Source organism: Amycolatopsis sp. NPDC051061, from assembly GCF_040682935.1.
Lineage (GTDB): Bacteria > Actinomycetota > Actinomycetes > Mycobacteriales > Pseudonocardiaceae > Amycolatopsis.
In genome coordinates this window covers 1-9,814 of record NZ_JBFBBZ010000021.1, presented here as the reverse complement: position 1 = coordinate 9,814, position 9,814 = coordinate 1, and the positions used below count along the sequence as shown (strand labels likewise).

Annotated in this window: 12 protein-coding genes and 1 pseudogene; 7 read left to right on the top strand and 6 right to left on the bottom strand. The window is 71.9% G+C overall.

Annotation, left to right across the window (positions count from 1 at the left end):
• Positions 1-165: 165 nt before the first annotated feature.
• The gene (locus tag AB0N03_RS26685) at positions 166-1,098 is read left to right on the top strand and encodes a D-2-hydroxyacid dehydrogenase family protein (protein WP_364377101.1); all 933 of its coding nucleotides are present in this window, start codon (positions 166-168) and stop codon (positions 1,096-1,098) included.
• A gap of 190 nt (positions 1,099-1,288) precedes the next feature.
• Here the strand turns inward: AB0N03_RS26685 and AB0N03_RS26680 are convergent, their stop codons facing one another.
• From AB0N03_RS26680 to AB0N03_RS26660, 5 genes are all read right to left on the bottom strand, one after another.
• Complete coding sequence (locus AB0N03_RS26680) at positions 1,289-2,773, bottom strand: alpha/beta hydrolase (protein ID WP_364377099.1); 1,485 nt, start codon at positions 2,771-2,773, stop codon at positions 1,289-1,291.
• Positions 2,770-3,585 (bottom strand): serine hydrolase domain-containing protein, encoded by an 816-nt coding sequence (locus AB0N03_RS26675; protein ID WP_364377097.1) that lies wholly within the window; start codon positions 3,583-3,585, stop codon positions 2,770-2,772. Before AB0N03_RS26675 ends, AB0N03_RS26680 begins: the two co-directional genes overlap by 4 nt.
• A 74-nt stretch (positions 3,586-3,659) precedes the next feature.
• Entirely contained in the window at positions 3,660-3,926 is a 267-nt protein-coding gene (locus tag AB0N03_RS26670) for an HPr family phosphocarrier protein (RefSeq protein WP_013224593.1), read from the bottom strand.
• 38 nt (positions 3,927-3,964) lie between these two features.
• Positions 3,965-5,200, bottom strand: coding sequence for a PTS transporter subunit EIIC (locus AB0N03_RS26665; protein ID WP_364377095.1), 1,236 nt, complete (start codon positions 5,198-5,200; stop codon positions 3,965-3,967).
• Positions 5,200-5,985 (bottom strand): GntR family transcriptional regulator, encoded by a 786-nt coding sequence (locus AB0N03_RS26660; protein ID WP_364377093.1) that lies wholly within the window; start codon positions 5,983-5,985, stop codon positions 5,200-5,202. The genes AB0N03_RS26665 and AB0N03_RS26660 overlap by 1 nt, the downstream gene beginning before the upstream one ends.
• 242 nt (positions 5,986-6,227) lie before the next feature.
• On the opposite strand from AB0N03_RS26660, the gene AB0N03_RS26655 reads away from it, so the two are divergent.
• Complete coding sequence (locus AB0N03_RS26655) at positions 6,228-6,467, top strand: glucose PTS transporter subunit EIIB (RefSeq protein WP_167379806.1); 240 nt, start codon at positions 6,228-6,230, stop codon at positions 6,465-6,467.
• Positions 6,464-6,919: a PTS glucose transporter subunit IIA gene (locus AB0N03_RS26650; protein WP_364377091.1), complete on the top strand. Its 456-nt coding sequence runs from the start codon at positions 6,464-6,466 to the stop codon at positions 6,917-6,919. The genes AB0N03_RS26655 and AB0N03_RS26650 overlap by 4 nt, the downstream gene beginning before the upstream one ends.
• 69 nt (positions 6,920-6,988) lie before the next feature.
• Here AB0N03_RS26650 and AB0N03_RS26645 read toward each other — a convergent pair whose 3' ends face one another.
• Complete coding sequence (locus tag AB0N03_RS26645) at positions 6,989-7,426, bottom strand: Rieske (2Fe-2S) protein (RefSeq protein ID WP_364377089.1); 438 nt, start codon at positions 7,424-7,426, stop codon at positions 6,989-6,991.
• Positions 7,427-7,531: 105 nt separating this feature from the next.
• Here AB0N03_RS26645 and AB0N03_RS26640 point away from each other — a divergent pair, with 105 nt between their 5' ends.
• The 4 genes and pseudogenes from AB0N03_RS26640 to AB0N03_RS26625 form a co-directional block, all read left to right on the top strand.
• Positions 7,532-7,900 carry a hypothetical protein gene (locus AB0N03_RS26640; RefSeq protein ID WP_364377087.1) on the top strand — a complete coding sequence of 123 codons (369 nt, stop codon included), beginning with the start codon at positions 7,532-7,534 and terminating at the stop codon, positions 7,898-7,900.
• Between the two features lie 4 nt (positions 7,901-7,904).
• The gene (locus AB0N03_RS26635; RefSeq protein ID WP_364377086.1) at positions 7,905-8,417 is read left to right on the top strand and encodes a sigma-70 family RNA polymerase sigma factor; all 513 of its coding nucleotides are present in this window, start codon (positions 7,905-7,907) and stop codon (positions 8,415-8,417) included.
• Positions 8,414-9,055, top strand: coding sequence for a zf-HC2 domain-containing protein (locus AB0N03_RS26630; protein ID WP_364377084.1), 642 nt, complete (start codon positions 8,414-8,416; stop codon positions 9,053-9,055). Before AB0N03_RS26635 ends, AB0N03_RS26630 begins: the two co-directional genes overlap by 4 nt.
• Before the next feature lie 427 nt (positions 9,056-9,482).
• A pseudogene (locus tag AB0N03_RS26625) lies at positions 9,483-9,814 on the top strand (prepilin peptidase); the annotation flags it as partial.

The window sequence follows — 9,814 nt, the reverse complement described above, 5'->3', positions numbered from 1 at the left end:
CCCGGCGGGGCGGTCCCGCGGCCCCCCGGGGCGCGCGGCGGGCCCGGGGGCCGGTATTCCGCCAGGGGGCCCCCCCGCGCCGCATCCGGTCAGTTCCGCCACCTCCCGGCGGCGGCGGCGGGTGCGGGCCTGCGCCGGCCCGGACCTGTCGCCTACGGTGAGATCATGCGGATCGCGATTCTCGACGACTACCAGGACGTCGCCCTGACCTTCGGTGACTGGGATTCCCTCAAGGCCGACATCACGGTCTTCACCGAGCCCCTCACCGACGTCGTCGAGCAGCTTCAGGGCTTCGAAGCGATCGTCGCGATGCGTGAGCGCACCCGGTTCCCCGGCGAGGTGCTCGACCGGCTGCCGGACCTCAAGCTGCTCGTCAGCACCGGTCCGCGCAACGCCGCCATCGACGTCCCCGCCGCGCAACGCAACGGCGTCGTCGTGTCCAAGACCGGCTACCTCGGCGAACCCACCGCCGAGCACACCTGGGCGCTCATCCTCGCCGCGGCGCGGAACCTGCCGCAAGAGTTCCGGTCCATGCGCGAAGGCGGCTGGCAGACGACCGTCGGCACCATGCTGCACGGCAAGACGCTCGGGCTGCTCGGCCTCGGCCGGCTCGGGTCGGGCGCGGCGAAGATCGGGCAGGTCTTCGGCATGGAGACCATCGCCTGGAGCCAGCACCTGACGCCGGAGAAGGCCGAGCCGCACGGCGTCACCGCGGTGTCCAAAGAGGAGCTGTTCGCCCGCTCGGACGTGCTGTCGATCCACCTCGTGCTCAGCGGGCGCACCCGTGGCCTGGTCGGTGCGGCCGAGCTGGCCGCGATGAAGCCGAGCGCGTTGCTGGTGAACACTTCGCGCGGCCCGATCGTCGACGAGGACGCACTCGTGGACGCGTTGCGGCGCAAGGAGATCCGGGCGGCGGCCCTGGACGTCTACGACACCGAGCCGTTCCCGGCTGACCATCCACTGAGGACGATGGACAACGCGGTCCTGACCCCGCACCTCGGGTTCGTCGCCCGCGAGACCTACGAGATCTTCTACGGCGACGCCGTCGAGGACATCGCGGCGTTCCAGGCCGGGAGCCCGATCCGGCTGATGGACTAGCTTGGCGTGCGGCCCGCCGGGGCCCGAGGTCCCCGCACCGGCCCGGCGGCGGGCCCGCACGAGAACCATGACACCACCCGCGGAGCACGCCCGGCAGGGTCCGAAGACCCTGCCGCCGTCGGCCGTTCGGCTGATCGGTGTGCCCCGGCGGGTCGTGAGTGAGAAACAGGGTTGGAACGCTGTTTCCCACTCACGAGAACGGGACCACATCGGGTCCGCAGGTGGCCCCCTCGGCCGGCGCCGCCAGGTCCGTCAGGTACCGCACGACGGCCGCCGAGGCGCACGCGCTCGGCGCGTCCAGCGAAGTGTGGCCGTACCCGTCGACGACCAGCAGCCGGCCGTCGCCCAGCTCGGCCGCCGTCGCCTGCGCGTTGTGCAGCGGCGTCGCCGGGTCGAACCGGTTGTTCAGCACCAGGATCGGGTGCTTCCGCGCGCGGTTCCACGGTCCGGTGTAGCGATCGGAGTCGTGCGCGGGCCAGCCGACGCACTGCGCCATCGAGAACACCGAGCCCAGCCCGAAGTACGGCTGACGCGCGCTTTCCCGGGCCGCCAGCGCCGCGTAATCCGCGGGCGAGGACGGGTTGTCGCTGTCGACGCACTGGACGGCCAGGAACCCGGGGGAGTGCGTCGGCACGTACGGGTCGAGCACCGGCGAAGCGGCGCCGGAGTCCGCCGGCATCGCCGCGAGCGTCTGCGCGAGCCGCTTCCACCGGCCGGACTGGTACAGCGCGCTGTCGGCCGTCTTCATCAGCGAACCCACGCCCGTGCTGCGCGACGCTCGGGCGAAGACCCCGGCGAACTTCGCCTTCGGGTCACCGCCGGAGAACGCGCACTTCGGCCCGGCCGCGGCGCACACCGCGAAGAACTGGTCCAGCTCCTGCTGCTGCGCCCCGGCGACGTCGGCGCGGACATCGACCGGCTCCTTCTCCTGCCCCGGCTTCCCGGTGGCGTTGGCGACCAGGTCGAGCGTGCCGTCGAGGGTCATCGCGCGGACCTTGTCCGGGAACAGGTTCGCGTACGTGCCCCCCAGGTAGGTGCCGTAGGAGTAGCCGTAGAAGTTCAGCGCGGCGTCGCCGACGGCCTGGCGCAGCAGCTCCAGGTCGCGCGCCACGTTCGCCGTCGACAGGTGGCTCAGCAGCGCCCCCGACCCGGCGGCGCACGCCTGGCCCGGTGCTGCGCTCGCCGCGAAGAACGCGTCCGGCGCCCGCAGCGGCGAACCCGGCGCGGGCGCGTGGTCGGCGCCGGGGCAGCTGAGCGGCGCGGACCCGCCGATCCCGCGCGGGTCGAAGCTCACCAGGTCGAAGCGGGCGCGCAGCTCGCCGGGGTAGCGGTCGGCGAACCGCGTCAGCTCGCCGACGCCGTCCGTGCCCGGGCCGCCGAAATTGAAGAACAATGAGCCGAGCCGCCGGCCCGGGTCGCTCGCCGGCAGCCGGATCACCGAGAGCGTGATCGCCGTGCCCTTCGGCTCGCGGTAGCTCAGCGGCACGGACGCGGCCGCGCACTGGAACTTCCCGTGGCACGGCGTCCAGCGCAGCGCCGGCACGGCGGCGCCGTTCGTGCCGAGCGCCGGCGGGGCTTCGGGCGCGGCCGCGGACGGCGGCACGGGAGCGGGCGCGACCGGGGGCGCGCTGCAGGCGGCGAGCAGGAGCAGCAGAACGGCGAAGAGGGCCTTCACGCGCTCAATTCCGCCAGCACGGCGTCGGTGTAGCGCGGCCAGACCTCGGCGGCCCACGGGCCGAACGCGCGGTCGGTCAGCGCGACGCAGGCCGCGCCCGCGTCCGGGTCGACCCAGAGGAACGTGCCGGACTGCCCGAAGTGCCCGAAGGTGCGCGGCGAGCTGTTCGCGCCGGTCCAGTGCGGGCTCTTGTGGTCGCGGATCTCGAAGCCGAGGCCCCAGTCGTTGGGCTTCTGGTGCCCGAACCCGGGCAGCACCCCGGACAGGCCGGGGAACACGACGTTCGTCGCCTCGGCCACCGTGGCGGGGTCGAGCAGCTTGGGAGCCTGCAGTTCGGCGGCGAAGGTCACCAGATCGTCCACAGTGGACGTCGCGCCGGACGCGGGCGAGCCGTCGAGCGTGGTGCTCGTCATGCCCAGCGGGGCGAACAGCGCTTCGGCCTGGTACTGCGCGAACGGGATGCCGGAGTGCTCGGCCAGCGCGTCGGCGAGCTGTTCGAACCCGGCGTTGGAGTAGAGCCGCCGCGTGCCGGGCGCGGCCATGGCCTTGTGCGCGTCGAAGGCGAGGCCCGAGGTGTGGGCGAGCAGGTGCCGCACGGTCGAGCCCTCGGGCCCGGCCGGCGTGTCGAGCTCGACGACGCCCTCTTCGACGGCGATGAGCGCGGTGTAGGCGGTCAGCGGCTTGCTGACCGAGGCCAGCTTGAACTTCCGCGCGGGGTCGCCGTGGCTGCCCTTGACGGTCCCGTCCGCGGTCACCACGGCCGTCGCGGCGTTGTCCACCGGCCACTCGTCGATCAGGCGCAGGCTCTCCATCCGCCCACCCTACGAAACGAAGGCCCCCGCACCGGTGTCGGGGACCGGTGCGGGGGCCTTCGCGGGGTGGTGCGTCAGGCGTCGAGGTCGGTGGCGACCAGCTGGGCGACCGCTTCCACGGCCTCCTCGGCGCCTTCGCCCTCGGCGCTGATGACGACCTCGTCGCCGTACCCGGCGGCGAGCGTCATCAGGTTGAGCACGCTGCCGGCGGCCACCGGGCTCCCGCCGGCCTTGGCGATCTGCACCGCGACGGGTTGCGCCGCGGCCGCCTTCGCCACCAGCGCGGCCGGCCTGGCGTGCAGGCCCACCTTGCTCGCCACGGCGACGCGTTTCTCCGGCATGTTCGTCCTCTCACTACAGGGTTTACGTCGTACCGATGTTACTTCGCGGCGGTCGCGTCGAGGTCCGCCTGGACCGCGTCGTCTTCGCGACCCGGGGTGCGCAGGTTCCACTTGGTGATCACGAAGCGGAACACGACGTAGTAGATCACCGCGTACACGAGGCCGATCGGGACGAGGAGCCACGGCTTCTGCGCCGCCGGAGCGCCGAGGTTCAGCAGGAAGTCGATGCCGCCCGCCGAGAAGTTGAAGCTCTGGTGGATGCCCAGCGCGTTCGTGAGGGCAAGCGAGGTGCCGGTCATGATCGCGTGGAACAGGTACAGCGGCCACGCGACGAACATGAACGAGAACTCGATCGGCTCGGTGACACCGGTGAGGAACGAGGTCAGCGCCGCGGAGATCATCACACCGCCGACGATCTTCTTCTGCGCCGGACGGGCCGTCTGCCAGATCGCCAGCGCCGCCGCGGGCAGCGCGAACATGAAGATCGGGAAGAAGCCGGTGGTGAAGGCGCCCGCCGTCATCTTGCCCGCGACGAAGTTGTTGATGTCGCCGCCGTCGAAGATGAACCACACCGGCACGTTCAGCAGCTGGTGCAGACCGACCGGGATGAGCAGGCGGTTCAGCGCGCCGTAGATGCCGCCACCGACGATCGGGGACGAGGTGACCGCGTCACCGACGGACTCGATGCCGCTGTTGACCCAGTGGAACACGAGGCCGAAGAGCACGCCGAGGATCAGCATCACGAGGGCGGTGATGATCGGGACGAACCGGCGGCCGCCGAAGAACGCCAGGTAGGCCGGCAGCTTGATGCGGTGGTAGCGCTGCCACAGCAGGGCGGCGACGATACCGACGACCACACCGGCGAGTACCGAGTACGGCCAGTTGATCGGGGCGAGCTCGGTGGAACCGGCCTTGTACTTCGGCAGGTCCTTCAGCGGGGCGAACACCTGGATGACGCTGGTGAAGACGAAGAAGCCGACGACGGCGGCGACGCCGGTCGAGCCGTCACCCTTGCGGGCGAAGCCGACCGCGATGCCGACCGCGAACAGCAGCGGCAGCCAGTTGAACAGGGTGCCACCGGCGGCGCCCAGTACCGAAGCGACCTTGTTCCAGCCGAGCCCGTCCTTGCCGAGCATGTCGTCCTGCCCGAACCGCAGCAGGATGCCTGCCGCCGGGAGCGTGGCGATCGGCAGCATGAGGCTGCGGCCGAAGCGCTGAAGACCGGCGAGGCCGCTGCCGCTCTTCTTCGCCCCCTCCGCGGTGGTGGTGCTCATCAAGAACCTCCATAGTGGGGTGGGATACCGGACTCCGGGGTGTTCCGGTCCAACTGCATGGTCACCTGGTAGTGATCTCCCCGGTACCAGGACGTGATGTCTTCGATCGGGTCGCCGCTGGCGCTGGAGACCCGGCGGAACACGAGCAGGGGACTGCCGGCGCGCATGCCGAGCAGCCGGGCCGTTTCGCGGTCCGCTCCTTCGGCCCAGACCGTCTGCCACGCCTGGTCGGGACGCACGTCGTACGTCTCGGCCAGCTGCGCGTAGATGGACTGGGTCAGGTCGAGCTCGAGCAGGCCGGGAGCCCGGCCCGCGTGGTACCAGCCGCGTTCGACGGCCAGGGGCACGCCGTCGGCGTGGCGCAACCGCACGAGGTGGTGTGCGGGGGCGCCCTCGGCCAGGCCGAGGGCGTGCGCCGAGGCGGTCGGCGGGACCTCGGTGGCCGCGGAGACCACCTCGGTCGTCGGGGTCAGCCCCCGCCGCCTCATGTCATCGGTGAACGACATCAGGTAGAGCTGCAGCTCCATCCGCCGGGCCGCGGTGAACGTGCCCTTGCCGCGGACCCGGGCGAGCAGACCTTCCTCGACCAGCTTGCCGATCGCCGATCTGACCGTGAGCCGCGACACGCCGTAGCGCTGGGCGAGCTCACGTTCCGACGGGATCGGCGCACCCGGGGGGAGCTCGCGCTCCACCGTGCGGCGGAGGATTTCCCGCAGCTGGGCGTGCTTGGGCGTGGGCCCGTTGACGACCCGGTCGGGTGGCGGGACGTGCGCTGCCGCGCTCATCGGCGTCACCCTCCTCGTTCTCGCGTCACCGGGGACCGGTGCTCGCGTCCGGCCCGGAACATTGGTACGTTCCGGTCTAGACCAATGATCTGATGGGGCAGGATGCTCCGCCACGCGGACGGGTGTCAACCACCGTTATCCGTTCGTGGCCCGCGGCGGCGTGCATGCCGACGAACGGCGTAGTACAGGTGGACACGCGGTTCGCGTCAGGTTGGGAACAAACAGTGATCAAGGAGACCGCGATGGCGGATGACAGGCCCGAGAAGATCCTCGCCGCGCTCGGCGGCACGGAGAACCTCACCGAGATCGAGGGCTGCATCACGCGGCTGCGCTGCGAGGTCGAGGACATGAGCCTCGTCGACGAAGCGGCGCTGAAGAAGGCGGGCGCGATGGGCGTGGTCAAGATGGGTTCCTCGGCCCTGCAAGTGATCGTCGGGCCGGAGGCGGACACGATCGCCAGCGACATCGAGGACCTGCTGTGAGCTTGGAGATCCTCAGCCCGGTCGCCGGGCACGTGGTGCCGATCACCGAGGTTCCGGACCCGGTGTTCGCGCAGGCCATGGTGGGTCCGGGCGTCGCGGTGCAGCCGGCGGGCGGCCGGTCGGACGCCGTCGCGCCGGTCGACGGCACGGTCGCGACGCTGCACCCGCACGCCTACGTCGTCGCGACCGAGGACGGCCAGGCCGTGCTGGTCCACCTCGGGATCGACACGGTCAAGGAGAAGGGCGAGGGCTTCACGCTGCACGTCGTCAAGGGCGAGCAGGTGCGGGCCGGCCAGCCGATCGTCAGCTGGGACCCGGAGGCGGTGACCGCGGCGGGCTACTCGGCGATCGTCCCGGTCGTCGCGCTGGACGCCTCGGCGGACGTGCTGTCCGGTTTGGACGCCGAGCGCGACGTCGCCGCGGGCGACCGGCTGTTCGGCTGGGACGCCTGAGGCGGCTTTGTCACAGGAAGGGCCCTTGTGGACAGTCGTCCCCAAGGGCCCTTCGTGCCGACCGGCCCGTCAGCCGGTGACGACCTTCCCGTTCTCGACCTTGACCGGCACCGACGGCAGCGGCTTGTTCGCCGGCCCCTGCTTGACCTCCCCGGTGAGCGCGTTGAAGACCGAGCCGTGGCACGGGCAGACGAGGTCGGCGCCCTTCGGGGCGACCGTGCAGCCCTGGTGCGTGCAGATGGCGCTGAAGGCGGCGCAGGCCGATTCGGACGTCCGGGCCACGATCACGTCGGAACCGTCCGGGGCCTTGGCGGCCTTCGCCTCCCCGACCGGGACGTCGGCGAGCGCGACCAGCGGGGTCCCGGCGGCGATCGGCGCCTGCGCGGTGCCCGACTTGGCGTCGTCCGAAGAACCGCAGGCGGAGAGCGCGAGGGCGCCCACGGCGGCACCGGCGACGGCGGCACCGGTGGTGAGGACGGTGCGGCGGGAGTGGGTTTCGGCAGTCATGCCCCACTAAACGAGATCGACACCCCATCGGTTCAATCCGCGGTGAACCGGATCGGTCCCTGTCTCGTGTATGTACCCGAGTGGGTGTGGAGTGGAGGATCGATCATGGTGAGTTGGGTTCTGCGCATCGTCGTGGCGGCCGCGTTGCTGGGCTCGGCGGGCGTGCACTACTTCCTGTGGACCGAGGACTACCCGGGCATCGTCGGGCCGTTGTTCCTGCTCGACGCGATCGGCGGCCTGGTCATCGCGATCGCGGTGCTGGCCTGGCGGCACTGGCTGCCGGCGCTGGGCGCGGTCGGGTTCGGGGTGCTGACGCTCGGCGCGTACGTCCTCGCCGCGACCGTCGGGTTCGCCGGGAACCAAGACCAGTTCAACAGCCAGCCGGAGTACTGGGGCGTGATCACCGAGGCGGTCTGCATCGTCGGTGGCCTGGCACTGATGTTCGTGAAGGACCGGCGCCGAGTCGCGGCCTGAGTTCGTGGGGGAAGTCGCCGAAGACGCGCTCATGCGCGCCTTGCACGAGGAACACGCGGGCGCGCTGTGGTCGTACGCGCTCCGCCTGACCTCCGGCGACCGGATCCGGGCCGAGGACGTCGTCCAGGAGACGCTGCTGCGCGCCTGGCGGTCGACGACGGTGCTGGACCAGTCGACGGGCTCGGCGCGGGCGTGGCTGTTCACCGTGGCGCGGCGCATCGCGATCGACGGCTGGCGCTCGGCGTCGGCCCGGTCGGAGGTGGTGACCGACCGGCCACCGGAGCGGGCCGTCGGCGACGGGACCGACCGCGCGGTGCAGGGCTGGCTGGTCGCCGAGGCGCTCGCCGAGCTGTCGGAGCGGCACCGCGAGGTGCTCGTGCTGTGTTACTTCCAGGGCTATTCCGTAGCGGACGCGGCCACCCGGCTGGGTGTGGCCGAAGGGACGGTCAAGTCCCGGACGCACTACGCGTTGCGCGCGCTGCGCCTGGTGCTCGAGGAGAGGGGGGTGACCCAGTGAGCGAGGACCCGTTCGCGACGTTCGACGCGGCGTACGTGCTCGGGGCGCTTTCCCCCGAGGACCGGCAGCGTTTCGAGCAGCACCTGCGGACGTGCGACCGGTGCGCGTCTTCGGTGCGGGACATGGCGGGGCTGCCCGGTCTGCTGGCCCGGGTCGACGCCCCGGCTGTGCTGCCGGACATGGGCCCGCCCCCGCCTCAGCTGCTGCCGACGGTGCTGCGCCGCGTCCGGCGCGGCCGCCGGATCCGGAACGCGGTGACGTCGATGTCGGCGGCGGTGGCGGTCTCGGCGTGCGTGGCGCTGGCGGTGGTGGCTTCGTGGCCTCCCGCGCCGCCGCCCCCTTCGGTGGCGATGACGGCGCTGGGCCAGTTCCCGGTCCAGGCGGACGCCCGCCTGGACGCGTTCGAGTGGGGCACGCAGGTCGACATGTCGTGCAGCTACACGGGCGGCCGCAGCGGCGGGGACTACGTCCTGGTGGCGATCTCGCGATCCGGGACGGAATCGCAGCTGGCGACGTGGAAGGCGGTCCCGGACAACACCGCGCGGATCGTGATCGGGACGGCGTTGAAGCGCACCGACCTGGCGGCGCTGGAGGTGCGCGGCGGGAGCGGGCGGGCGCTGCTCAGGTTGACTTTGTGACGGGGTGGTGGCTCGTCCGGGACGCAGGGGGTCCCGGACGAGCCACCTGGCTTCGCCCGCTCTTGTTCCAGGTACGCGAGCCGACCCTCCAGGTACGCGAGCTGACCGTCCAGGTACGCAAGCCGACCGTCCAGGTACGCAAGCCGACCCTCCAGGTACGTGAGCCGACCCTCCAGGTACGCGAGTTGACCCTGCAATCACGCGTGTCGACCCTCTGATCACGCGTGTCGGCTGTGCAGTCACGTGAGCCGACCCCGCGCCAGGTGCATATCCCGGCTCGTCGGTGCTCGTGCCGTCTCAACTCGCGGTTTGGCCCGCGCCTCGCCTGTCGCCCACAGGAGTGAAACCCGGCCCGGAACGTAGCGAACGGACCGTTCGCTACACCCGGCATTTGCCCTGCTCCACCCGGCCGCAGCACCCTGGATCCATGCCCCCGACGATGTTCGTCCTCACCACCGCGGCGGCCGCCGGAGCCGTCACCGCGCCACCCGCGGCGTGGGCCCTCGGCCGGGCCGGCGCCCCGATCCCGGTCCGGCGCGCCGCCGGGCTGGCCGCCGTCGGGGTCATCGTCGTCACCGCGCGCTGGCTGGCCGGCGGCTGGCCCGGCTGGTGGCTGCCGGTGCCGGTCGTGCTCACCGTCGTGGCCGTCCCGCTCGCGCTCGCCGACGTGCGTCACCTGCGCCTGCCCGACGTGCTCACCCTGCCCGCCTACCCCCTCGTCGGCGTCGCGATCGGCGCGGTGGCGCTGGGCGGTGGTGG

Coding starts and splice junctions, on each gene's coding strand:
- AB0N03_RS26645 (WP_364377089.1), bottom strand. CDS start 7,426: ATGACTGCCGAAACCCACTCCCGCCGCACCGTCCTCACCACCGGTGCC.
- AB0N03_RS26665 (WP_364377095.1), bottom strand. CDS start 5,200: ATGAGCACCACCACCGCGGAGGGGGCGAAGAAGAGCGGCAGCGGCCTC.
- AB0N03_RS26655 (WP_167379806.1), top strand. CDS start 6,228: ATGGCGGATGACAGGCCCGAGAAGATCCTCGCCGCGCTCGGCGGCACG.
- AB0N03_RS26670 (WP_013224593.1), bottom strand. CDS start 3,926: ATGCCGGAGAAACGCGTCGCCGTGGCGAGCAAGGTGGGCCTGCACGCC.
- AB0N03_RS26640 (WP_364377087.1), top strand. CDS start 7,532: ATGGTGAGTTGGGTTCTGCGCATCGTCGTGGCGGCCGCGTTGCTGGGC.
- AB0N03_RS26660 (WP_364377093.1), bottom strand. CDS start 5,985: ATGAGCGCGGCAGCGCACGTCCCGCCACCCGACCGGGTCGTCAACGGG.
- AB0N03_RS26685 (WP_364377101.1), top strand. CDS start 166: ATGCGGATCGCGATTCTCGACGACTACCAGGACGTCGCCCTGACCTTC.
- AB0N03_RS26675 (WP_364377097.1), bottom strand. CDS start 3,585: ATGGAGAGCCTGCGCCTGATCGACGAGTGGCCGGTGGACAACGCCGCG.